This window comes from Candidatus Nitrotoga sp. AM1P, assembly GCF_013168275.1.
In the GTDB taxonomy this organism is placed as follows: domain Bacteria; phylum Pseudomonadota; class Gammaproteobacteria; order Burkholderiales; family Gallionellaceae; genus Nitrotoga.
This window is the reverse complement of record NZ_AP019547.1, coordinates 1873574-1897900: the sequence shown is the minus strand read 5'-3', so window position 1 is coordinate 1897900 and position 24327 is coordinate 1873574. Positions and strand designations below refer to the sequence as shown.

The following is a 24327-nucleotide window of genomic DNA, read 5'->3' as shown; positions in this document are numbered from 1 at the left end:
TTTGGCAATATAAAAATTATATAGGTATCAAAAACAATTCAACCTACACCACAACACGAACAGGAGAATAGAACCATGGCATTTGTGAATGAATATGTCCCAGAGGAGGACATTAAGAAATACGGATTAGAGGAAATTAATCAGTGTTATGGTAAAGCGAATGTGCGGCCTGATTGGACTATTGATCGTGAAAATGACATCTATCTTCGATGGATCATGTCAGGCGAAGAGGAGTTCCGGAATCAGCACGACTTCACTTTTTACTGGAAAGGAACATTGATATTTGTCCGGCTTCGGATTAGCAATGGAAAAGTACTGGGTTCCAGAGGTTGGGCAAACTGGAGGCTGGTTATAATGAACCTGCCAGATGAATTACAGGAAAGAAAACCGGAGATCATTACTGACTTGCAAGCAGCTCTGACGGTTTATAAAGATTTCGGGGTTTATTCGACCTTGACGGAACACACAGCTTCTTTTGAATTCTAAAAAATTACAGTTGATGGTTATGTAATTGCGATTTGACATGCCGGCATTCCAAAGCACCTAAAAAAATAGGTGCTGTATGTATAAGTGCTTTTTATTTGATTCGAAAAAACGCTTGTTTAGGGCCACTCAGTTTATAAAGCATACGGTACTGGCTTATTAAACATCAAAGCTTATATTGAAAGCGTGCGCGCCACTCTTTTTATTTCGTTTGGGACAAATTTTCAGAAGTAAGTAGGCTCTCCGGTTCCAATGTGCTGCTATTTATCAGCACTATTTTATGGCGTGACAGTGCCCCTTGCTTTAGCTCGACGTTGCGTAGTGGAACATTAAAGCTATCAGCAATGAAGCGCAGCAGCGCTTCATTGGCACGCCCCTCAATGGGTGGTGCGGCTAGGCGAATTTTGAGCGCATCACCATGCAAGCCGATCACCTCAGTACGTTTGGCTCCCGGCTGAACATGCAATACCAGGGTGATGACATCTCCTTCGCGGCGATACCACACGTTCAAAACGGACTATTGACTAAGCTTTCCAACCAACGCAGCGGCACGATGAGGATGAGTTGGCACACGATAAGTAGTAGTAGCAAGGTGAAATCTATATTGCCCAAGGGTGGGATACGCCGTTGCAGGGGTAGAAGGAAAGGCTGCGTTACCGCGGCCATCAAACCGGCCATCGGTGAATGGGGATTAAACCACGATAAGAGTGCCTGAATAAACAGCGCCGCCATGAGCAAATATAGGCTGAGCTTGAGTAGTTTGACCGCTGTCCACATAAGCAGTCCGAGCACGGGGAAGCCAATAGGCAAACCTTGTAACCAGAGCGTGGCGGCGAGATAAATCGCTTCCACCACAAAAGCCAGCAGCAAGGTGGCGATATCGAAACCACGGGCAGAAGGAATAAACCGGCGCGCTCGCAGTACCAGAAAATTGGTAATCGTCATAATGAATGCACCCAGCGGGTTGCGCATCGGCGCGCGTAACCATTGCAAGTGGAAGCGCAGTAGCAATATGACAGCGAACGGCTGCAACAAAGTGTCAAACAAAAATTGTAGTGCTTCACTCAGCATGACGCATTCCCCAGTTCGTCACCCATTTCCTTGGCGCGTTTGGCTGCCGCTTGCACTGCTGTAACAATATGTTGCTTAACCGAATTGGCTTCCATGCTGAGCAGGGCGCGCTCGGTCGTGCCATTTTTAGAAGTAACGCGTGCGCGTAGCACGCTCACATCATCGCTACTGGCATCGGCAAGTTTAACTGCACCGCTGAAAGTATTGATTGCCAAATGGCGTGCCGTTTCTGCATCGAAGCCAAGTTCGGTGGCCGCCTGTTGCAACGCCTCGATAAAATAAAACACATAGGCGGGGCCGCTGCCAGACACCGCGGTAACCGCATCCATCATTACTTCGTCCTTTAGCCATGTCGTGCTGCCCACCGCACCGAGTATGGTTTGCGTTGTGTCGCACTGCACTTGGCTTACCGCTGGTAGCGCATATAAGCCAGTAATTCCGCTCTGAATTAAAGCGGGCGTGTTGGGCATGGCACGCACAATATTTTGCGAACCCAGCCAATGCGCCAGATCAGCGGCGCGAATACCGGCCGCTATCGATATAAGCAATTGCCCAGTTAACAATGGAGCCAGGCTGGTTGCGACCCCATGCAATTGCTGCGGCTTGACCGCTAATACAATGACATCACTGCCCGCCACCCCCGCTTCCAGTTCGGTTACCGCTTGCACCCCAAATTCATTGTGTAACTTGGCATGATGGCTGACATCGATTTCCACTACGCTTACCTGCGCGGCAACAAAGTTCTGTTTAAGCAAACCGCCAATGAGTGCGGTCGCCATGTTGCCGCCCCCGATAAAACAAACTTTCATTGATTCCCTCCGTAGTTTCTTTCGCCAAAGATTGCCGTGCCGATGCGCACGATGGTCGCTCCTTCCAATATTGCTGCATTGAAATCATGCGACATTCCCATTGATAAAGTATCCAGTGCCAATCCTTGCGTATTGATCTGTTGCATAAGCTCATGCAGTTTTAAAAATGGTATACGTTGGGCTTCCATTCCTTCAGCAGGCGCAGGAATGGCCATCAGCCCACGCAATTTAAGTTGTGGAAAACTCGCCACAGCCTGTGCCAGTTCCACCAATCCGTCAGGTGTTACACCGCTCTTGCTATTTTCTCCGCTCACATTAACCTGTATACATACATTGAGTGGCGGTAAACCGGCTGGCCGCTGTGCTGACAGGCGTTCAGCGATTTTCAGCCGGTTGACGCTGTGTACCCATGCGAAATGCGTTGCAATGGCCCGCGTTTTATTACTCTGTACCGGCCCGATGAAATGCCACTGTAGCGGCAAATTACGTAGCAGCTCAATTTTATCCAAGGCTTCCTGGATGTAACTTTCACCGAAAGCGCGTTGCCCGACCTCGTATGCTTCGCGCACTGCATCAGCAGAAAACCCCTTGCTCACCGCCAGTAGCTCAATACTTTCCTTGCGCCGATGAGCCATGTACACAGCCTGTGTAATAGCATGATTGACAGCTTGCAAGTTGGAAGTAATCGCGGTCATAATTAACTGGTCGTTGAATCGAATGCTTCATTAATTTTTGATGGTTGCACAGTATCTTGTCTGATAGGCATCAATGAAGATACGGTAGGGGCGCTATTAGTCGCGTTCCTGACTTATTTTCATGCGATAGTTCAGTTCTGCGAATTAACTAGGATTATATATGGACATTACCGAACTGCTTGCTTTTGGTGTCAAAAACAAGGCTTCTGATTTGCACCTGTCTGCTGGATTACCGCCGATGATTCGTGTGCATGGCGACATACGCAAAATCAACCTGCCGGTGATGTTACATACCGAAGTGCATGCCATGGTATATGACATCATGAATGACGGGCAGCGCAAAATTTATGAAGAAAATAAAGAAATCGATTTTTCTTTTGAGATTCCGGGGCTCGCACGTTTTCGCGTAAATGCCTTTGTTCATCAGCGCGGTGCGGGTGCGGTGATGCGTACCATTCCATCTAAAATATTGACCTTGGCAGACCTCAAAGCTCCAAAAATTTTTGAGACTATTTCCGATTACCCGCGTGGCATGGTGTTAGTGACAGGCCCAACCGGATCGGGTAAGTCCACCACGTTGGCAGCGATGGTAAATCATCGCAACGAACATGAAATGGGGCACATTTTGACTGTGGAGGATCCGATTGAATTTGTGCATGAAAGTAAAAAGTGTTTGGTCAACCAGCGCGAAGTTGGCGCGCATACACTTTCATTTCAAAACGCTTTACGTAGCGCATTGCGCGAAGATCCAGACATTATCCTGGTAGGTGAAATGCGCGACTTGGAAACTATACGTCTGGCCATGTCCGCGGCTGAAACAGGTCATTTGGTATTTGGAACACTGCATACCAGTTCTGCGGCCAAGACCATCGACCGCATCATTGACGTTTTCCCCGCGGACGAAAAAGAAATGGTGCGCGCCATGTTGTCAGAATCATTGCGAGCAGTTATTTCCCAAACCTTACTTAAAACCAAAGATGGTGCCGGGCGTGTGGCAGCCCATGAAATTATGATTTGTACTCCAGCCATCCGCAATCTGATTCGGGAAGCCAAGGTGCCACAGATGTATTCTTCCATCCAGACCGGCGGTGCTCTCGGAATGCAGACGCTGGATCAATGCCTGCAAGATCTGGTCAAACGCAACGTTGTATCATCTGCAGAAGCGCGCACCAAGGCAGCTAACAAGGATACGTTTGTCGGTTAATCAGTGGATTATCAGGGGTTCATCATGGAAAGAGATCAGGCTACCGAGCTAATGCATAATCTGTTGCGAGGGATGATTACCCAGAAGGCCTCCGACCTGTTTATTACAACCGGATTCCCGCCCGCATTCAAGGTGGACGGCAAGATGACCCCCGTTTCACAACAGGTGCTGACACCACAACACACTATGGAATTAGCGAACAGCATCATGAACGACCGTCAAGCCGCTGAATTCGAAGCGTCACACGAATGTAACTTTGCGATCAGTCCGGCTGGCATTGGCCGCTTCCGCGTTAATGTGTTTATGCAACAGCAGCGTATAGGCATGGTGTTGCGCACCATCACCACCAAGATTCCTGATCTTACTCAAATGGGGATGCCAGAAGTACTAAAGGATGTGGCAATGACCAAACGCGGGCTGGTCATCCTGGTCGGTGGTACTGGCAGCGGCAAATCTACAACATTGGCAGCCATGCTTGGCTACCGTAACCAGAATACTTACGGTCACATCATCACTATTGAAGATCCGGTAGAGTTTGTGCATGAGCACATCAACTGCCTCATCACTCACCGCGAAGTTGGGGTGGACACGGATTCTTGGCACGTCGCATTGAAAAACACGTTGCGTCAAGCGCCGGATGTCATTTTCATCGGTGAGATACGCGACCGTGAAACCATGGAATATGCTGTGACGTTTGCCGAGACTGGCCATCTGTGTATGGCCACTCTACACGCTAACAGTGCGAATCAGGCACTGGATCGCATTATCAACTTCTTCCCGGAAGAGCGTCGCGAGCAATTGTTAATGGATTTGTCTCTCAATATCAAGGCACTTATTTCACAGCGCCTAATCCCGCGTGTGGATGGGATAGGCCGTTCAGTGGCCATGGAAATCATGCTCAATTCACCGCTCATCTCTGATTTGATTTTCAAGGGTGAGGTGCTTGCAATCAAGGGCGTGATGTCTAAATCGCGTGAGCTTGGGATGCAGACCTTTGATCAAGCGCTGTTCGATCTGCACGAAGCCAATCTGATCAGTTATGAAGAAGCGCTAAAGAATGCTGATTCGGTCAATGACCTGCGCCTGCGTATTAAGCTGGAAAGTCAAAGTTCCAAGGATATCGACATAATGGCGGGGCTGGATCACTTGCAGATGACTTGATAGCCTGGATACGCAGATATTCCAGCTTACTAAGATTGGTAAGAGCTCAATTCCCGGGGAACGTTTTTGCCGGTGACAGCTATAAAATTGAAGTTAATTACTGCGGGTATGAACTTCTCGAACAAGAGATTGTTTCCTGCCATGATGATGGTGTGTAAGCGTACTTCCGGCAAGTTACTCTAAAACTTCGCGCTCAATTTCTTCCACGGTGACATGGCGCACGTCCTTACCCTTGACCATATAAACCACATATTCGGACATGTTCTTGGCATGATCACCAATGCGCTCAATGGCCTTGGCGACGAACAGAATTTCCAATGCAGTGGAGATGGTGCGCGGGTCTTCCATCATGAAGGTGATGAGGTAGCGCATGATGGTGCGGAATTCCTCATCCACCAACTCATCTTGACGTACCACCTGAGCAGCGTAGGCAAGATCAAGACGAGCAAAGGCATCCAGCGATTTACGTAGCATGTCCAGAGCGAGGTCTGCGGCATGCTTGATCTCCGTATAACGCGGCAGGATAAGACTGTTTCTCTGTGACAGCAGCTTGCCCATGCGTGCAATTTTTTCCGCTTCGTCGCCGATACGTTCGAGATCAGTAATCGTCTTGATCACCGTCATCACCATACGCAAGTCACCTGCGGCCGGCTGGCGGCGAGCAATAATCTGGTTACAGCTCTCGTCGATTTCTACTTCCATCGCGTTAACACGATGATCATCATTAATAATGCGATTCATCAGCGGCACATCGCCATTAACCAGCGCCTCAATAGCGAATCGAATTTGACTCTCCACCAGTCCACCCATTTGTAATACGCGCGCACGCACCGCTTCCAGTTCGGCATCAAATTGCTTGGAGGTATGTTCAGTGGAGACCATGATTCAGATCCTTTTAATGGCTAGATTAGGCGATACTACTCGCGTGCTGTGACAATTTTGTCACAGACTAAGCAGTAAGAGTCTGTACTCCGCTTGCAGTTCCCAGTAGCAGTACGTCCGCTCCACGACGCGCAAACAGGCCATTGGTGACCACCCCTGTAATATTATTTATTGTCATTTCCAGCTCTATCGGATTTAATATTTTTAGGCCAGATACATCAAGAATGAGGTTGCCGTTGTCAGTCACAAAACCCTCACGCAATTTGGGCTGACCACCCAGCAACACCATCTGGCGTGCCACATAACTGCTGGCCATGGGGATCACCTCCAGCGGCAATGGGAAGTTTCCAAGAACATCCACTAGCTTGCTGGAATCGCACAAACAAACAAACTTTTTGCTCGCAGCGGCTACTATTTTTTCGCGCGTCAACGCGCCGCCACCGCCCTTAATCATATGCAAATGACGTGTAATCTCGTCTGCTCCATCCACATAAATAGATAAGCTACCTATATCATTCAGCGAAACCACTTGGATGTCATGTTCTTTTAAGCGTTGCGCTGAAGCCTCGGAGCTGGCCACTGCACCGCATATTTTTTTCTTGATTTTTCCCAGTTCGTCTATAAAGAAATTGGCCGTCGAGCCGGTACCCACGCCCACGATACAATTCGCCGGGACATATGCTATTGCGGCTTGTGCCACCGCGAGTTTTAACTCATCTTGGGTCATGATTTGCTGCCTCAATTTAACAAATATTGTTTCTTGCCCCGGATTATTGCAGGAATTAACACTTTTAGAAACACTTGGTATCTTGCATATTTATGATATCTTCAGAAAATTATTGTGCGGTCTGGTCAAGCAGGCTGTCACCAGCAAAATGGTGACCTTACCTTACTACAAGAATGTATTTTCCGAGCAAAGTTAACTTTAACCATGCAGTTGAAGTGCTTCACGGAGCTAACGCCATTTTAGAAATGACAAAACATAACGGAAACACTGCTCCATTACAACCCGAGGGGATTCCATCGCCATGGATTTGTCACTATGCTAAATTGATTCGTAGCGGCGGTCAGGTGCTCGATTTAGCTTGTGGCAGTGGACGCCATGCGCGCTGGCTTGCGGCTAACAACTGGCGAGTAAATGCTGTGGATCGTGATGCGACTGCTCTTGCCGGGCTACAACAGCTATCTAATGTGTCAACCAAAATCGCAGACTTGGAGAATGATATTTGGCCATATGCCGACCATCGTTTCGATGGCATAGTTGTCAGCCGTTATTTGCATCGGCCACTATTACCACGACTGATCGAGTCGCTAAATGCTGGTGGGGTGCTGATTTACGAAACTTTCATGGAAGGTAATGAGCGCTTTGGGCGACCAAAAAACCCGGATTTTTTGCTGCGTTCTAACGAGCTATTGGAGGTTTTTTTTCCGCATCTGACCGTAATTGCCTATCAGCAAGGTGAATTTCAAGAGCCAGGTCCCACCGTCATGCAGCGTATTTGTGCAGTGTCCGAAAGGTGCAACAATTAATTCGAGGCTTAAACATTAAAATAAATATGACTTTTATAGCTCAAGCTGTATTTATTTCCTATTGGAATTGTTAATTTTCGTCCAGACCCTTCTTGGTGAACTTAACATCGAGTTGTTTTAATTTGCGATATAAATGGGTGCGTTCCAAGCCAACGTTCTTCGCCACACGGGATATATTGCCGTTTTCTTTATGCATATGATAATTGAAATACAGGCTGTCAAAATGATCACGCGCTTCGCGTAATGGCAAGTCGAGTGGCAATGGGAATTGTGCCGCAGTCTCCCAAAGGGTCGCCATGCTTCCTCGATCAGTTAAATTTGCTGATGTAATTTCCTGCCGAGTAGTTGGTGTTGCACCCAGCCTGATTGCCTTGGCAACAGCATTAAGCAGTTTCTGTAACGCAATGGGTTTTTCAAGGAAATCCACCGCACCAATGCGCGTCGCCTCAAGTGCTGTTTCTATGGTGCCATGCCCTGACATCATGATCACTGGCATAGTCAACAAGTTCTGTCCCACCCACTCTTTAAGCAGACTGACGCCATCGGTATTCGGCATCCAGATGTCCAGCAACACCAAATCCGGTGCCTGCCGGTTGCGAAAATCGCGGGCCTCAATAGCATTTTCAGCCAGATGCACGTGATAACCTTCGTCAAACAAGATTTCGGAGAGCAACTCGCGTATTCCGATTTCATCATCTACCACTAGAATTTCTTTAGTTGCCATTTTCACGCGACCTCTATTAATAAGGGCAAGGTAACACTTACTTTCGTTCCACCCGTTGTCACATTTTCAATAACAATACTGCCACCGTGTTCTTCCACAATTTTCTTCACGATTGCCAAACCTAGCCCAGTACCCTTGGGCTTAGTCGTTCTGTAAGGTTCGAAAGCACGCGCCAGCAAATGTTCAGGAAAACCGCTGCCATTATCTTGCACACACAATTTTAATGCGCTGCCTTCCTCTGCCGTGCTCAGGATAATTTCCCGTTGAGTAACGTTTTGTAAAGCGTCATACGAATTTTGCAACAAATTATGAATCACTTGGCGCAAGCGCGTCGCATCTCCTTTCACCCAAGTTTGGGTCGCATTCAAACGTAAGGTAATTGGACTGCTGTTAGCTTCATATAATCCAAGTACTTCGCGTAGTAGCTGGTGCATATCCAGCACTACCAGCTTGGGAGCGGGTGCCCGGGCATAATCAGCGAATTCGGTTACCATGTTTTTCATTGCTGCCACTTGACTCACGATAGTCTGTGTGGCCCGCTGCAATAACTGTGCGTCGCTACCGTCCAGCTTGGTGCTCAATTTGTGCTGAAGGCGCTCTGCAGACAGCTGAATAGGGGTAAGTGGATTCTTAATTTCGTGCGCCAAACGGCGCGCCACTTCGCCCCACGCGGCTTGACGTTCTGCTTGCAGCAAATAGGTAATATCGTCGAACACAACGACGTAGCTATTGTCTGTCGCTGTGGATAACCGAGTGCCGCGCATCAATAATATCTGATCACCATTCTTGCTTAGCCGCTCAATTTGGCGCTGCCATTCGCCGCTTGTCACTTCATTAAAGGCCTGCATGATCGCATCGGAAAAAGGACGTAGCAGGGGGTGACGCACGGCAATTTCCGCTAACGGCACATCCTGCATATCCAGGAGCGACGCCCCAAGTATCTGCGCCGCACTACTGTTGACAGAACGCAGCTTGAATTGTTCATCTACCACTAAAACTCCAGACGATAGGTGTGCCAGCATGCTTTCCAGGTAGGCTTTAGCATCTTCCGCTTGGCGTTGTTGCTGCTCGCTCGTGGTTTTCGCATCGGCCAGTTGTAATGTCATCTGGTTGAACAGTCCGGTGAGCGCTCCCAGCTCATCACGGCTTTTAATGGGATGTTGACGTGAAAAGTCACCCTGTGCTACCGCCCGTGTTCCTTCGGCCAGTGCTGCGAGCGGTGCGCTTAGGCGATCACTGATAAAAAAAGCAGCTGACACCGCACTCAACAATACAATCAACAGCGATAGCGTCAGCGTGATGCCATACAAGCGCTTCAATCCTAAACGAGACAACGACAGCTCCTGGTAATCGCGATAAACCGCCCGTACCATTTCTGCGTCAGCGGCAAGCTGTTTGGGCACTGGTTGTGTCAGCTGCAGAATACGCGCGCCGGCTGACAGTTGCAGTGGCTTAACCAGCACCAGCACACGCAATATCAGGCTGTTATCAGGCAGTGTATCAATAATGCTATGAAGCTCCTGCTGGCTTGCCTCCCGCAGCATTTCGGCAGTTGGTGTATCGGGAGGCGGCTTGCGGTTGCTACTGGCAAACGCAAGTAGCTTTCCGCTTTTGTTAAACAACGCAGCATCATGGGCAGATCCTTTGCCTATTAGCTGGCCCAACGTTTTTGTATATTGCTCTGGAGATTGTTTGGCAAGTAACAGGGCGGTGGACTGACCTTTCTTGCTCAATTCCGTAAGACCCGTTTCCAGCGCATTTCGGCCCAGGTTCAAACCGCCCTCCAACGCTTTTTCTACCCGAAGGTCGAACCACGATTCGATGCTTTTATCAAGAAACTGTACCGAAACAGCATACACCAGTAAACCTGGCAGGATCGCAATCAAAATGAAAAACAACGTTAAACGCAGAGTGAGTTTCGCACCAAATACCTGTGCCTTAAGTTTGCCGCGCAACTGCCATAATTGATAGCCAACCAGCACGGTTAGATACACGGCTAAGACCCCGGCCAAAGCCAGCAGTACATAATAGTTGCGCGAAAACAACTCAGTATTAGCGCTGGCGCTTGACAGCAAATAAAGCAGGAAACTGCCAAGCAGTGCGCTGATGAAAATCAGATACTTCACTGCCTACTCACTTTCGCGGTCTGCAGCAGATACAATGGGGCGAACTATCCAACGGTACCAACCGGAATCAAAGTTCCAGTCTTGGGTGGCCAACGCATTGACTTGCAACGGTTTGGGTAATTGCGTTACATCCAGACGCATTCGCGTGGCAGCAATGTAGTCCCCCTTTTGGGGCAACAGCGCTGTAATATAATCATTGTTTTTCTGAAGCAACGAAGCATCAATAGGGGCAGCAGACTGATGACTGATAATACGCAGTGCATCGCCCAGGCTAGAAAAGTTTTGGAACAGCGAGCCACGCGTGATGCGGTACTGGCGCGTCAGTTTGTTGTAAGATAGTTTGGCAGTCTGTTCATTTTTTGCGATAACTTCGTCCAGCCAGTACCAACGTGGACGAATCAGGGTGAACTCGCTAATGAAATATAAAGGTACCCCGCGCGTCAGTGCTTGATCTACAACAAAATTTAAGCTGATGTCGAAATCAGCCGAAAACTGGTAACTGCCCTCAGAAAACCGTGCCTCCGTTTTACGCACTGTAATACCCTCGGCACAGACGATTGAAATGCCTAGCCAGAATGCCAGCAGCACAGCCAGCAATCGTGCCAGGTTATGCCTGCTTTTGCAGTAATGCATAAAAGAAACCATCATGCTGGTCATTGGGGAATATTTGACCTTCATTTAAATTGGGCATGGACAATGGCAATTGTTTGCCATCATCATGCTGATTTAAAAACTCATTGATAACTTGCTGGTTTTCTTGCGCAAAAATGGAACAGGTTACATATAGTAGCTTTCCATCTTTTTCCAGCAACCGCCATAACGAGCAAAGAATATGTAATTGTTGTTGTGCGAATCCATTAATATCACCCGGACGACGCAGCCACTTTATATCGGGATGGCGCCGCACCACACCAGAGGCGGAGCAGGGTACATCGGCCAAGATTCGATGGAATGGTTTGCCATCCCACCAGCTATCGGGCTGTGCCGCATCACCGTTTTGCAACTGCGCATGCAATTGCAGGCGTTGCAGGTTTTCACGTACCAGTTCCAAACGTTGCGAATTTTTGTCCAAAGCAAGTAGATCAAGTTGCGCCAGCTCCAGTAGATGAGTACTCTTTCCGCCCGGTGCAGCACACGCATCAAGCACTCGCATACCGTCCTGCACGTCCAATAGGCGCGCTGCGTATTGCGCACCCGCATCCTGCACTGAAACCAGACCATCGAAGAATCCTGGTAATTTATTTACCGGGAGAGGGTATTTCAACAGCACAGCCTCTGGCTCGATCAGACTGGCTTGAATATCCTGCTGTGCAAGCAGGGCCAGATAATCTGCTGTACTGATATATCGACAATTCACACGCAGTGTCATAGGGGGATGCTGGTTACCCGCTAGCAAGATAGCCTCCGAATGTCTTCCATATTGCGCCTGGACTGCAGTTATCCACCATTGCGGATAGGCATAGCGACCTTCCTCGCTAGTGACTGCGGCGGCAACTAACGTCTCGCGGTTGCGCAAAAAATTGCGCAGCACCGCATTTGTCAGCCCTCCAGCTGCTGCATTGCACTTTCGCACCGCGCGCACGGCATGATCTACCACCGCATGGGGCGCAGCTTTGGTATGTAGCAGTTGATACAATGCCACTAATAACAGGCAGCGTAGTTGCGAATCCTGTAAGGGTTTGTGCAACAATTGATCCAGCACGCGCACTAACTGACCGTAAAAACGCAGCGTACCATAACTTAAATCCTGTAGCGCACCACGTTGTTGTGGTGTTAATTCGGGCATAATTTGTCCAGGCGTAGTCTGCAAAGCTGTACTCAATGTCTGACTCAGGTTGCGCCCGGCCAACACTTGGCAGACAACTTGGCTGGCACCTCTTTGTGCGATATGCATGTTAGAGGAATGAAGTGCAACGGTCGCCGGGATGCATTGCAAATCCTTGGATAAACTGTGCCGCAGGTAATGCCTTGGCATTCTGGCGCTGCAATATTTCAAGGCATAATGCCCCTTGGCCGCATGCCACAATAATGCCGTTTTTTTCTATAGCCAATACAGTTCCCGCTTCACCTTCAGGCTCCTCGCGCACGCTGGCCTGCCAGATTTTGACAGGTTCCCCATTAAGAATGGTATATGCGATAGGGAAAGGGTTGTAGGCATGCACCGCACGTATGATTTGTGTGGCATGGTTTGACCAGTCAATTAGCGCTTCTGTTTTGTTGAGCTTGGCAGCATAAGTTGCTTCGGCCGCATTTTGCGACACAGGTTTTAATTGCCCTTGCTCCAGCAGGCACAGTGTTTTGACGATCGCTTCAGCGCCCAACGTTGCCAATTTGTCATGCAACGTTTGTGTGGTGTCATGTGCAGTGATCGAACAGGTTTTTTTAAGCAACATATCGCCCGTATCGAGCCCTGTATCCATTTGCATAATGGTGATACCGGTTTTGTCGTCACCCGCCAGAATAGCGCGCTGAATAGGCGCCGCACCGCGCCAACGCGGTAATAATGAAGCGTGAATATTCAAGCACCCGTAGCGTGGCAATTGCAGTAGCGCTGCTGGCAGGATTAGTCCATAAGCCGCCACCACCATTACATCCGCCGCATAATTGGCAAGCTCTTGTTGTACATCGGCAGATTTTAATGTAACAGGCTGTAGCAGCGGCAGGCTATGCGCCAAGGCAAGTTGCTTAACGGGGCTGGCTGTGAGTCGCATACCGCGGCCCGCCGGCCTGTCGGGCTGGGTTAACACTGCGACTACAGAAAATTGTTGTACCAGTAACGCTTCTAGCGCGGTGGTGGCGAAGTCTGGAGTGCCGGCAAAAATGATCTTTAGGGGAGAGTTGATTATCAGGATACCTTTAGATTAAGGATGGCTTTTATTCAAGGCAAGACGCAACGCAGTAGCTTGAGAAAAACATATTTTGAAGTGCCTACATTGTTTCACGGCGGTGCTTCTTAAGCTTGGCTCGGAGACGCGATTGCTTGAGCGGCGAAAGATATTCAACAAACACCTTGCCCTTAAGGTGATCCATCTCATGCTGTATACAGATCGCTAACAACCCGTCTGCTTCAAGCGTGAAAGATTCACCGTGCATATTGAGTGCGCGCACGGTGACATGTTCGGCGCGGCGTATTTTTTCATATACTCCAGGAACCGACAGACAGCCCTCTTCGCAGAGGCTCTCACCACTACTGGCAATAATTTCGGGATTAACGAACACCAACAATTGATTCTGGGTCTCGGAAATGTCCATCACAATAATCTGTTGATGTACATTCACCTGAGTCGCGGCCAACCCCACTCCCGGCGCAGCATACATTGTTTCGGCCATATCAGAGGCCAGCTTGCGGGTGGCTGCAGTTACTACCGGCACTTGAGCTGCGACGGTATGTAACCGTTCATCCGGATATTGCAATATTTGTAAAATTGCCATAAATACTTGCTAATTTAAATAACTAGGGGCAGAATTTAAAACGTTTTGCACGAAATATTGTGCAAAACTTGTTGTTCTCAGCCTGGCTTCTAAAAACTGGGTTTCCACGCAAAATGGAGTTTCCATGCAAAAGATTATTATATCGCTGATTTGCTGTTTATTGCCCACCTTCGCCTTTGCTGATACGGTTAAAATTCATGAGAATGCACCGGATAGTCACATTGTGATGAAAGGAGATACCCTGTGGGATATCTCCGCTAAGTTTTTCAAGGATCCATGGCAATGGCCTCAAATCTGGGGTTTAAATAAAAATACCATTAAAGATCCGCACTGGATTTATCCTGGTGATGTGGTTCATCTGGATCGTGCAAGCGGTACATTGCACATAGGCCAAATAAAAAAAAGCGAAGAAACAGGAGCAGGCAAATCTGACAGTACGAAACTTTTCCCTCGTGTACACTTTCAAAGCAGTGAACATAATGCAATCCCCAGTATTTCAGCTAGTGCCATCGAACCATTTCTTAGCAGACCACTCATAATTGAGAAAAATGGGCTATCTAACGCACCAACTATAGTTGGTACTTACGAGAAACGCGTCCTTTTGGCCACTGGAGATATAGCATACGCTAAAGACCTATCCAAAGAGCAGGGGTTGCTGTGGCAAATTTACCGTCCGGGAAAAACATTGCTTGATCCGGAAAACAACGAAGTGTTGGGATACGAGGCAATGTACTTGGGGGATGCAGAGGTTGAAAAAATTGCCGATATCAGCACGCTTAAGATCGTCAAGTCGCTTAAGGAAATTAACAAAGGGGATCAACTGGTCGTAGCTTCCGACGGATTCGTCGGAAGCTACGTGCCACGCGTCCCAGATAGCCAGATTGCAGCTCGCGTGATTTCTATTTATGGCGGCGTTTCTCAAGCGGGGCAACATTCCATCGTAACACTCAACAAGGGGCTTCGTGATGGCCTTGAAAATGGTCATGTACTGGCGCTATATCGCAAGGGAGATGTGATAAAGGAAAAAGGGGAAACACACACTCTACCGGATATGCGCTACGGCCTGTTATTTGTATTCCGCACTTTTGACAAAGTAGCCTACGCTCTGGTGATGCGAACCCGACTGCCCGTGCAGTTGTTGGATAGTGCGCTGACGCCTTGACTCCCTATGCTTATGGACGCTGAGCTTGCGTCATGGCTTGCCCTGAATCAGATACCTGGTTTAGGCAATGAAGGTTTGCGTCGTCTGCTGCACGCTTTTGGTACTCCAACCCAAGTCTTCGCCACGCCAGTACATACTCTTCAGCAAGTGGTCCAGCCAGCAATTGCTGCAATTATCACGCAAGGCTGGGATGAAGAAAAATTCGCACCCATTGCCAGTTGGTTAGCTGAGCCGCACAACTATATTGTCACACTGGCAGACCCTGATTATCCGCAGGCGCTACTTAACATTTCCGATCCACCCCTACTGCTGTATGTAAAAGGACGGCTTGAATTGCTTAATCACTCGGCACTCGCCGTTGTTGGCAGTCGTAACGCCACCCCACAAGGGCTGAGCAATGCGGAGGCTTTTGCTCAGGCAGCGAGCGCTGCTGGACTGTGCATAATCAGTGGCATGGCGCATGGCATAGACGCCGCAGCACATCGCGGAGGGTTGCGCGAATACGGTTCCAGCATAGGCGTCGTTGGCACGGGGCTGGACAAAGTTTACCCTGCCGCCAACCGCCAGCTGGCGCACCAATTGGCACAGGAAGGTGCATTGATTTCCGAGTTTTCATTAGGAACTCCGCCATTAGCGGCAAATTTTCCGCGCCGCAATCGCATTATTAGCGGCCTTAGCTTAGGGTGTTTAGTGGTTGAAGCTTCTCTGCAAAGCGGTTCACTGATTACCGCCCGTATGGCCTTGGAACAAGGGCGTGACGTTTTTGCTATTCCCGGTTCCATCCACGCCCCACAGACAAAAGGATGTCATCATTTGATCAAGCAGGGCGCTAAACTGGTAGAGTGCGCGCAAGATGTTCTAGAGGAACTGGGACATTTTCCCGCCACCACGACCCTGCAATCTTCCGTACTCGAGAAACATCCTTTATTAATGCATTTAGGTTTCGATCCGGTAGATATGGACAGCTTGAGTCAGCGCAGTGGCTTGACGATTGGGGCGCTATCCGCCATCCTGTTGCAACTGGAACTGGATGGTGACATCGCAACTTTACCAGGCGGGCTTTATCAACGTATAAGTTAAAATTTTAATTGTTCTGATTTGGTAGAACAATATCTTCCACAGGAGAAGAAAAAATTATAACTATTCATAATCCCTTGCTCTTGGTTTAATTACTCCTAGTTTAATAATTACCTAACAATCAATTTTTATCGGGGCATTATGTTTGACATTTTAATGTTTTTATTTGAAAGTTATTTTCATGCTGGCCGTTATCCCAATTCCGACAAGTTATCCCGCAAATTATCTGCCGCCGGATTTGAAGATGAGGACATTCATTTGGCGCTGACCTGGTTGTCTGGCCTTGAGCAGTTAAACAAAGCAAACTACCCGTCCACCATTAATGATAGCAGTGGACGCTTTTATGCTGACTTGGAAATCAAGCGCATGAGCTTTGAAGTACGCTGTTTTCTGACATTTTGGGAACAAAATAAAATAATTACACCCGTGGAGCGGGAAATGATCCTCGACCGTGCGGTTGCATTGAACCGTGAAAATCTACCACTGGACAAAATCAAACTTATCACTCTCATGGTGTTGTGGAATCAACGTCAAGACTTGGACCCTTTAATAGTCGAAGACCTGCTTACTCCGGCCGATTCCAGTTATTTACATTAAACATTAAACAAAAATACAATCATGGCGAGCAATCTACTAATCGTTGAGTCCCCGGCCAAAGCCGTCACCCTGAAAAAATATCTGGGTAAAGATTTTGAGATTCTGGCGACCTATGGGCATGTGCGCGACCTGATACCTAAATCAGGTGCGATTGATACTGAACATGATTTTGCCATGCAGTATGAAATTATTGCGCGAAACAGCAAACATGTAGATGCCATTGCCAAAGCCGCTGCTCAGGCAGACCACATCTATCTGGCACCTGACCCGGATCGTGAAGGGGAAGCCATTGCCTGGCATGTTGCTGAGTTACTGAAAAGCAAGCGCAATTTGAAAAATAAATCCATGCAGCGCGTGGTGTTCTACGAAATAACTCAGTCTGCGGTGCGCGAAGCGGTTGCTCATCCGCGTGAGATTTCTATTCCCTTGGTGAACGCGCAACAGGCGCGACGTGCGCTGGATTATTTGGTGGGTTTCAATCTTTCGCCGCTACTATGGCGCAAAATACGCCCCGGGCTTTCTGCCGGGCGTGTGCAAAGCCCCGCGTTGCGCCTGATCGTGGAACGTGAATTAGAAATCGAGGTATTCCGCTCTCAGGAATATTGGACTGTACATCTCGACAGCCAGAAGAATAGTCAACCATTTACCGCCAAACTGTTTCAATATCAAGGGAAAAAACTAGAGCAGCTGGGTATAGCCAGCGAGACGGAATACCAGAAAATTTTTGACAACATCAGTGCGGCCAAATTGCCGCCGCGCGTAGTGCGCGTGGAAAAGAAAGCCAAGCAGCGCTATGCCGCTGCTCCATTTACTACCTCCACGCTGCAACAGGAGGCAGCACGCAAACTAGGCATGCCCACTGACCGCACTATGCGTATCGCCCAACAGCTGTATGAAGGTATCGACATCGGCGGTCAAACTGTAGGACTGATCAGTTATATGCGTACTGATTCCGTCACGCTGGCACAGGAAGCTCTGCAGGAAATACGTGGTTATATCGCTGCACAATTTGCACCGGACTATTTGCCTAAAACGGCACCGGTCTATAAAAGCAAAGCCAAGAATGCGCAGGAGGCTCACGAAGCCATACGGCCGACCTCGATTGCACGCACCCCGGATAGCATGCGGGAATTTCTCACCATAGATCAAGCGCGGCTCTATGAAATGATCTGGAAGCGTACCCTCGCCTGTCAAATGGCCCCCGCACGTTTCGATACAGTCAGTCTTGATATTCGCCTCGGCGGGGATGACACTCTGTTTCGCGCCAGTGGCCAAACCCTCATATTCCCTGGCTTTATCGCTGTCTATCAGGAAAGCACGGATGACAGCGAAGAAGAAGAAAACAAAAAACTGCCACCTTTGGAAGAGGGAGAGACCATTCCTCTTGACAAACTGTATGGTGAGCAGCATTTTACCCAGCCGCCACCGCGATTTTCCGAAGCCAGTTTAGTAAAAACTTTAGAAGAGCATGGCATCGGGCGTCCTTCAACTTACGCCAGCATCATTTCCACGCTTCAGGCTCGTGAATATGCAATGCTGGACAAAAAACGATTCAAGCCGACCGATGTCGGACGTGTTGTTATCCGTTTCCTCACTGAACATTTTACGCGCTATGTCGATTACGGATTTACTGCGCAAATGGAGGATGAACTGGATGAAATTTCCGATGGCAAGCGTGACTGGATTCCAGTATTAAACGATTTCTGGCATCCTTTCACTGCGCTTATACAAGATAAGAAAAACATCGAGCGTAAAGATGTAACCCAAGAATTAATTGATGAAGCCTGCCCCAAGTGCGGCAAGCCTTTAGCCACCCGCTTGGGCAAACGTGGCAACTTTATTGGCTGCACAGCCTTCCCGGAGTGCGACTACACACGCAACCTCACAGGTGAAGCCGATACCGCGGAAGCGCGCAAGGAATTGGGGAGCGATCCAGTCAGTGGCTTGCCAGTGTTATTGTTGCGCGGTCCTTATGGTTATTACATACAACTTGGCGAAGTAGAGGCAGGTTCCAAAACAAAACCGAAGCGTATTTCCTGGCCGAAGGAATTACCCCCAGACACTGCAGACCTTGCTGCTGCCACACAATTACTGCAACTTCCCAAGGAATTGGGGCTCCACCCTGAAAGCGGCAAAAAAATTATCGTCAACATTGGGCGCTTCGGGCCTTATGTCGGGCATGATGGAAAATTTAAATCCATTCCCAGGGGAGACAGTGTTTTCACCATACAGTTGGAACGTGCAGTAGCGCTGTTAGCTGAGGCAAGAACTTCCAATGCGGTGTTGCGGGAGCTGGGCGCGCATCCGGATGATCAAAAGCCGGTGGAGGTCTGCAATGGCCGCTATGGGCCATACGTAAAACATGGGAAGGTTAACGCCACTCTGCCTAAAGACCTATCCCCGGAAGAAATAACATTGCAAGAAGGCTTGGCGCTGCTGGCAGAACGTGTGGCAAAAGGGCCCTCCCTAAAAAAAACCACAGCTAAGAAGTCTGTTGTGCCAAAAGAGTCCGTTGCTCCGAAAAAGACTGCTGCTCCGAAAAAGCCCGCTGCTTCGAAAAAGTCCGCTGCTTCGAAAAAGTCCGTTGCTACGAAAAAGTCCGTTGCTACGAAAAAGTCCGCTGCTACGAAAAAGTCCGCTGCTACGAAAAAGTCCGCTGCTACGAAGTAACTCGTCCGTTATGTTGAACCAGCTTCTCAAAAACAATCCTCGGTCTCGCAATCAGAACTCGAAGATAAATGAGTTGATAAATAAAGTCAGTGCCTTGCAGGCTTCATTGTTTTAAATAAGGTATTGAATATAATTGTTTGCATGTTTAACTGGACGTTTGAAGTTCTGAATAAGCTGAATTTATTTTTATGTGACATTTTTGCAATTTTTCGGCAAAGTTGTCCAAAAAAGTATACGATCATTACCTGAGTTTATGCAGTTCAGTTTTAAGCGCTTCAACATTCTTCTCGTGTAATGTTACCTGCCCCTGCAAGCTTTTTATATTTTCTTCATATTTGGCATCATTTCGATAGCTCCTACCGTCTTTGTTCTTGAGAGTTTCTGAGTTTTCTTTTCCATTTATCAGGTTCTGACGAGCTTCTTCGACCAGCTTTTGCTCTGTTGACAATTCTTCTTCAAGTATCTTGTGACGCAAGTTATCGCGATTTTTTTGTGTATCTGAATCTACTTTAAAGAAATCGGGAGGGGTAGCGTTATTGCGTGCACGCGCAGGAGACGGCACGATAGTCAGTGGTCCCAGATCAAGTTTTTTGGAGCCTTTTGTAGGTGTGCTGGAATAAGTGACATGCCCATCCGCATCGACTTTTTTATATATTTCCGCCTGTGCCCAGCCGATATAACCCGTACACAGCAAAACTAACAGGTAATGTGACTTCATCATGGTGCCTTACAAGAATTATTTAGTTGCAGTATAGAGCCAACGTCAGAGTGAGTGATAAACATGAGGATTCTGAATATTCAAGACAATACTTCTCTCGTTGGCTGATCGTCCGACATCCGATTGACGAGTCGATCTAATAAATATTTTTATAATAAACGTGACTTATCACCCGACACAAAGCCACACAAAGGCATATCCACTCCCTTGCCCAGAGCAATTATTTTAAATAGCTCACCCATTTCAGTAGGGCTAGTTAGTTTTTGCAGTTGTGCAGAGAGCGGAAAATAGTCGCGAGTATTTTCAGAATCGATTTCTGCTAATAAGTCCGTGATGCCGCTGTTAATCAGGAAATAGGCTTGCGTTGTATAACCATACAGGTGCAATCCTGCATCAATGGCCACTTCCGCTACGGCAGTAAAATCGACATGCGCGGTAATGTCCTGCAAGCCGGGCAGGAAGAACGGATCGTCATGTGCATGATGGCGGTAGTGGCACATGAGAGTGCCTTGTGTGCGCTGTGGATGGTAATACTCGCGCGCGCCAAAACCATAATCAATAAATAGCAGCACTCCTTGATGCAAGCGCTCGCTCAGGCTGCTGACCAAGCCACGTACGGCAAGTGACACGTCACTGAGCGTGTCATCAGGTACCTTGATCTGTTGGGCAATCTTCAGTAACACGGAGTTTTCCGGCAGACGTTCTTGCCATACAAAGTTTTTCCCTTTGCTTGTCACGCCACGTTCAACAATATTCGCATCAGTCCAACGCACCAAATGTACGGGTAATGCATCTAATACTTCGTTGGCAATAAGTACTCCAGAAATGCTGTCCGGGGGTGCATCGAGCCAATGCACCCGGTTAATTAAATGGGGCAAGCGTGCTTGCAGCAATGCTTGTTGCCGCTCGCGCAAGTCGGCACTGACTTCCAGGATGTCGTAACGTTCGGGCAGACTATTCTGCCGTTCCAGCTCGCTTAATATATCAACAGCCAGCTGGCCGCTACCCGCGCCGAGTTCGATAATATGCGAAGTACTTTGCGCCATAATTTCAACTAATTGTCGCGCCAATGTTCGACCAAATAACGAAGAAATTTCCGGTGCAGTGACAAAATCTCCGGCTGCGCCAAACTTGCGTGCCCCGGCACTGTAATAGCCCATTCCCGGCGCATATAACGCTAACTCCATAAAACGCGAAAATGGGATCCATCCTCCTTGCCGCATGATGTCCTGATGAATCAGATCACGTAATTGATCGCTGTGCGCCTGAGCTTCGGGGGATGGCAAGGGCAGTGAGGACATGATTGAGCGATGGGGATGTGTTAAATTACAAGCCGTAAGTTTAGTGGAGAGCGCCATGCAAGGTAAAGTGGTATTAGTGACGGGTGGCGCAAAGCGCGTGGGGGCCGCGATCTGTCGCAAGCTGCACGCAGCGGGGGCGAACATCGCGCTGCACTACCGTTCTTCTGCGCAGGATGCATTGGCTTTACAGTCAGAATTACAAGCTGAGCGTCCCGACTCTGTGCTGCACATACAAGCAGATCTGCTGGACCCGCAAGCTCTGTCCCGGCTGGTAGAGGTAACTATCAGTCACTTTGGGCGGTTGGATGCGCTGGTTAACAACGCCTCCAGTTTTTTTCCTACGTCACTGGGCGATGTTAACGATCAAAACTGGAATGACCTGGTTGGCACCAACCTGAAAGCCCCGCTCCTGCTCGCTCAAGCGGCAGCGAGGGAGTTGCGTCACAACCACGGCGTCATTGTCAACATTGTCGACATTCATGCCGAACGACCCATGCCCGGTTATCTGTTGTATAGCATAGCAAAGGGCGGGTTGGCGGCGCTCACACGCGCTCTGGCGCAGGAAATGGCCCCATATGTGCGCGTTAACGCTATTGCCCCCGGCGTCATTGTGTGGCCTGAAAGCGCGGAATGGAGCGATGAGGCGCGGCGGAGGCAGATCATCGCACACACCTTGCTCAAGCGTGAAGGCGAGCCGGACGACATTGCTCGTACCGTGAAATTTTTATTAAATGATGCGCCCTACATTACCGGACAAATTATTGCGGTGGATGGCGGACGCAGTATTAACCTTTAAAATGAACAATATGAACGCAATTACACACCCCATCCATTTTGAGCATCACTCCAGCAATTTTAACCGTCTGCGCGGACGACTGGAACAGCAAGTTGGCCGTGCTATCGGCGACTTCAACATGATCGAGGAAGGCGACACCATAATGGTGTGCATGTCCGGTGGTAAGGATTCATACACGCTGCTGGAAATTTTGTTAACGCTGCAAAAACGCGCGCCGGTTAATTTTCGTCTGATTGCCATGAATCTGGATCAGAAGCAGCCGGGTTTTCCGGAACATATCCTGCCGGACTATTTCAAATCCATTGGCATCGAGTATCACATTGAAACCCAGGACACCTATTCCATAGTCAAGGAGAAAATTCCGGAAGGCAAAACTACCTGTTCACTCTGCTCGCGTTTACGTCGCGGCATCATCTATCGTGTGGCCGGAGAGCTGGGCGCGAACAAGATCGCATTGGGTCACCACCGCGACGACATGATAGAGACGCTGTTTCTGAATATATTTTTTGGCGGAAAACTCAAGGCTATGCCACCGAAGCTGGTTACGGATAAGGGCGGCCACGTGGTGATTCGTCCACTGGCTTATTGTGCCGAGAAAGACGTTGCCAGTTTTGCCCGCACCCTGAAATTTCCCATCATCCCGTGCAATCTGTGCGGTGCACAGGAAAATCTGCAACGCCAGAATATCAAGGAAATGTTAATAGCGTGGGAGCGTCAGTATCCCGGCCGCAGCCAGTCCATCTTCACCGCTATGCAAAACGTGAAACCCTCACACCTGATGGACAGCACGCTGTTTGACTTCAAGAGCATCAATGTGGGAGACATGGTGGATGAAGGAGATGTGGCATTTGATGGGTAAGTATTCAGTACCGCCAGTTAGGATACATGGATTCAGGTTGAAAAAATGTTGAAGATCAACTCAAAAATTACGGAGTTACGATAATGTTGACAGCAACCCAAAAGAAAACCGCCGAGGCTCTTGTAAATATTTTTGAGACCGGCGAGGTGCTAGGCGATTACAGCCAAGTGACACTGATTGCGGGTGACACGGGACATCTCACATTCGGCCGATCGCAGACCACACTGGGCTCAGGTAATTTAAATGAATTAATGCAGCGCTATTGTGCGAACTCGGGTGCCCGCTTCGGCACCCGTTTAGCATCATACCTGCCGCGTTTTGTGGCACGCGACCTTAAGCTGGATAAAGAATTAAAGCTGCACAACCTGCTACGTGCCAGTGCTGACGATAACGTTATGCGCGATACGCAGGATACCTTTTTTGATGAGACCTATTGGCAGCCCGCCGCTCAAACTGCAGAGCGCTTAAAGATTAAAAGTCCGCTTGGCGTGGCGGTGGTCTACGATAGCTTTGTACACGGTTCATGGAAATTAATGCGCACCCGCACCACACAGCAGGTCGGCGATATCTCCAGTGTCAACGAGCAGAAATGGATTGCCGCTTACATAGCCATTCGTCGTGCTTGGCTGGCTGAAAATACGCGCGCCGATTTACGCGCCACTGTCTATCGTATGGATACTTTTCAGCGCCTGATTGATCAGGGTTACTGGGGGCTAGAGCTACCACTGGTTGTACGCGGTCACGAAATTTCCAGCGTAACGCTGTCAGCTACTCCGCGCGGCTGTTACGATGGCCCGCAGCCGGGAACGCGTTCATTGGCTCTGCAATCACCTCTGCAACGCGGGCTGGATGTGCGCCTTCTCCAGCTTGGACTGTCGGATTGCGGTGTGGACATTAAAGCGGATGGAATATTCGGTCAAACCTCACAGCAACTCATTAAAGAATACCAGACTACTCATGGCCTGCCGATGACCGGTGTCGCTGACGTGGCGCTGATCGCCCAGCTTGTTGCATAAACTATTAACGACAT

General features: G+C 48.7%; 25 protein-coding genes and 1 pseudogene. 11 read left to right on the top strand and 15 right to left on the bottom strand.

From position 1 onward, the window contains the following. Positions 1-75 precede the first annotated feature (75 nt). On the top strand, positions 76-486 hold the full coding sequence (locus W01_RS08480; protein WP_173053803.1) for a hypothetical protein: 411 nt from the start codon (positions 76-78) through the stop codon (positions 484-486). A 199-nt stretch (positions 487-685) separates the two neighbouring features. Here the strand turns inward: W01_RS08480 and W01_RS08475 are convergent, their stop codons facing one another. Genes W01_RS08475 through W01_RS08460 form a run of 4 tightly spaced genes read right to left on the bottom strand, consistent with a single transcriptional unit; the run spans position 686 to position 3058 of the window. Next, positions 686-994, bottom strand: coding sequence for a DUF167 domain-containing protein (locus W01_RS08475; RefSeq protein WP_173053801.1), 309 nt, complete (start codon positions 992-994; stop codon positions 686-688). Continuing rightward, on the bottom strand, positions 991-1554 hold the full coding sequence (locus W01_RS08470; protein ID WP_173053799.1) for a YggT family protein: 564 nt from the start codon (positions 1552-1554) through the stop codon (positions 991-993). Before W01_RS08470 ends, W01_RS08475 begins: the two co-directional genes overlap by 4 nt. Continuing rightward, positions 1548-2363: a pyrroline-5-carboxylate reductase gene (gene proC / locus W01_RS08465; protein ID WP_173053797.1), complete on the bottom strand. Its 816-nt coding sequence runs from the start codon at positions 2361-2363 to the stop codon at positions 1548-1550. Before proC ends, W01_RS08470 begins: the two co-directional genes overlap by 7 nt. Then, entirely contained in the window at positions 2360-3058 is a 699-nt protein-coding gene (locus tag W01_RS08460) for a YggS family pyridoxal phosphate-dependent enzyme (protein ID WP_173053796.1), read from the bottom strand. Before W01_RS08460 ends, proC begins: the two co-directional genes overlap by 4 nt. Positions 3059-3218: 160 nt before the next feature. Here W01_RS08460 and W01_RS08455 point away from each other — a divergent pair, with 160 nt between their 5' ends. Next, positions 3219-4262 carry a type IV pilus twitching motility protein PilT gene (locus W01_RS08455; RefSeq protein WP_173053794.1) on the top strand — a complete coding sequence of 348 codons (1044 nt, stop codon included), beginning with the start codon at positions 3219-3221 and terminating at the stop codon, positions 4260-4262. A 24-nt stretch (positions 4263-4286) separates the two neighbouring features. Next, on the top strand, positions 4287-5423 hold the full coding sequence (locus tag W01_RS08450; RefSeq protein ID WP_173053792.1) for a PilT/PilU family type 4a pilus ATPase: 1137 nt from the start codon (positions 4287-4289) through the stop codon (positions 5421-5423). Positions 5424-5597: 174 nt separating this feature from the next. Here the strand turns inward: W01_RS08450 and phoU are convergent, their stop codons facing one another. Then, positions 5598-6305 carry a phosphate signaling complex protein PhoU gene (gene phoU / locus W01_RS08445; protein ID WP_173053790.1) on the bottom strand — a complete coding sequence of 236 codons (708 nt, stop codon included), beginning with the start codon at positions 6303-6305 and terminating at the stop codon, positions 5598-5600. Between the two features lie 67 nt (positions 6306-6372). Then, complete coding sequence (gene rpiA, locus W01_RS08440) at positions 6373-7032, bottom strand: ribose-5-phosphate isomerase RpiA (RefSeq protein WP_173053788.1); 660 nt, start codon at positions 7030-7032, stop codon at positions 6373-6375. A 245-nt stretch (positions 7033-7277) separates the two neighbouring features. Between rpiA and W01_RS08435 the strand changes: the two genes are divergently transcribed. Further along, positions 7278-7835, top strand: coding sequence for a class I SAM-dependent methyltransferase (locus W01_RS08435; protein ID WP_173053786.1), 558 nt, complete (start codon positions 7278-7280; stop codon positions 7833-7835). A 70-nt stretch (positions 7836-7905) separates the two neighbouring features. Here the strand turns inward: W01_RS08435 and W01_RS14710 are convergent, their stop codons facing one another. The 7 genes and pseudogenes from W01_RS14710 to def form a co-directional block, all read right to left on the bottom strand. Beyond that, entirely contained in the window at positions 7906-8031 is a 126-nt protein-coding gene (locus W01_RS14710) for a helix-turn-helix domain-containing protein (protein ID WP_445082547.1), read from the bottom strand. A gap of 159 nt (positions 8032-8190) precedes the next feature. Beyond that, positions 8191-8559, bottom strand: a pseudogene (locus tag W01_RS14705) (response regulator); the annotation flags it as partial. Between the two features lie 2 nt (positions 8560-8561). After that, on the bottom strand, positions 8562-10685 hold the full coding sequence (locus tag W01_RS08425) for a sensor histidine kinase (RefSeq protein WP_173053784.1): 2124 nt from the start codon (positions 10683-10685) through the stop codon (positions 8562-8564). 3 nt (positions 10686-10688) lie between these two features. Then, positions 10689-11318 (bottom strand): DUF4390 domain-containing protein, encoded by a 630-nt coding sequence (locus W01_RS08420; protein ID WP_173053782.1) that lies wholly within the window; start codon positions 11316-11318, stop codon positions 10689-10691. Further along, positions 11293-12579: a 16S rRNA (cytosine(967)-C(5))-methyltransferase RsmB gene (gene rsmB / locus W01_RS08415; protein ID WP_173055863.1), complete on the bottom strand. Its 1287-nt coding sequence runs from the start codon at positions 12577-12579 to the stop codon at positions 11293-11295. The genes W01_RS08420 and rsmB overlap by 26 nt, the downstream gene beginning before the upstream one ends. A gap of 1 nt (position 12580) precedes the next feature. Further along, on the bottom strand, positions 12581-13528 hold the full coding sequence (fmt, locus tag W01_RS08410) for a methionyl-tRNA formyltransferase (protein WP_198421395.1): 948 nt from the start codon (positions 13526-13528) through the stop codon (positions 12581-12583). 85 nt (positions 13529-13613) lie between these two features. After that, positions 13614-14117 carry a peptide deformylase gene (gene def / locus W01_RS08405; RefSeq protein WP_173053780.1) on the bottom strand — a complete coding sequence of 168 codons (504 nt, stop codon included), beginning with the start codon at positions 14115-14117 and terminating at the stop codon, positions 13614-13616. Between the two features lie 124 nt (positions 14118-14241). On the opposite strand from def, the gene W01_RS08400 reads away from it, so the two are divergent. The 4 genes from W01_RS08400 to topA all read left to right on the top strand — a co-directional run bounded on the left by W01_RS08400 (position 14242) and on the right by topA (position 19623). Continuing rightward, entirely contained in the window at positions 14242-15279 is a 1038-nt protein-coding gene (locus W01_RS08400; protein ID WP_173053778.1) for a LysM peptidoglycan-binding domain-containing protein, read from the top strand. A 6-nt stretch (positions 15280-15285) separates the two neighbouring features. After that, a complete protein-coding gene (gene dprA / locus W01_RS08395) occupies positions 15286-16359 on the top strand; it encodes a DNA-processing protein DprA (protein WP_173053776.1) in 1074 nt (357 codons plus the stop codon). A gap of 138 nt (positions 16360-16497) precedes the next feature. Beyond that, the gene (locus tag W01_RS08390; protein WP_173053774.1) at positions 16498-16953 is read left to right on the top strand and encodes a DUF494 family protein; all 456 of its coding nucleotides are present in this window, start codon (positions 16498-16500) and stop codon (positions 16951-16953) included. Positions 16954-16974: 21 nt separating this feature from the next. Next, the gene (gene topA / locus W01_RS08385; protein ID WP_173053772.1) at positions 16975-19623 is read left to right on the top strand and encodes a type I DNA topoisomerase; all 2649 of its coding nucleotides are present in this window, start codon (positions 16975-16977) and stop codon (positions 19621-19623) included. A gap of 241 nt (positions 19624-19864) precedes the next feature. Here topA and W01_RS08380 read toward each other — a convergent pair whose 3' ends face one another. Both W01_RS08380 and W01_RS08375 read right to left on the bottom strand, forming a co-directional pair. Then, positions 19865-20344: a DUF4124 domain-containing protein gene (locus tag W01_RS08380; RefSeq protein ID WP_173053770.1), complete on the bottom strand. Its 480-nt coding sequence runs from the start codon at positions 20342-20344 to the stop codon at positions 19865-19867. A gap of 146 nt (positions 20345-20490) precedes the next feature. Then, positions 20491-21642, bottom strand: coding sequence for a class I SAM-dependent methyltransferase (locus W01_RS08375; RefSeq protein WP_173053768.1), 1152 nt, complete (start codon positions 21640-21642; stop codon positions 20491-20493). Positions 21643-21697: 55 nt separating this feature from the next. On the opposite strand from W01_RS08375, the gene W01_RS08370 reads away from it, so the two are divergent. The 3 genes from W01_RS08370 (at position 21698) to W01_RS08360 (ending at position 24313) form a co-directional block, all read left to right on the top strand. Beyond that, on the top strand, positions 21698-22438 hold the full coding sequence (locus tag W01_RS08370; protein ID WP_173055859.1) for a pteridine reductase: 741 nt from the start codon (positions 21698-21700) through the stop codon (positions 22436-22438). Positions 22439-22448: 10 nt separating this feature from the next. Next, entirely contained in the window at positions 22449-23297 is an 849-nt protein-coding gene (gene ttcA, locus W01_RS08365) for a tRNA 2-thiocytidine(32) synthetase TtcA (protein WP_173053766.1), read from the top strand. Between the two features lie 83 nt (positions 23298-23380). Then, entirely contained in the window at positions 23381-24313 is a 933-nt protein-coding gene (locus tag W01_RS08360) for a chitosanase (protein ID WP_173053764.1), read from the top strand. Positions 24314-24327 lie beyond the last annotated feature (14 nt).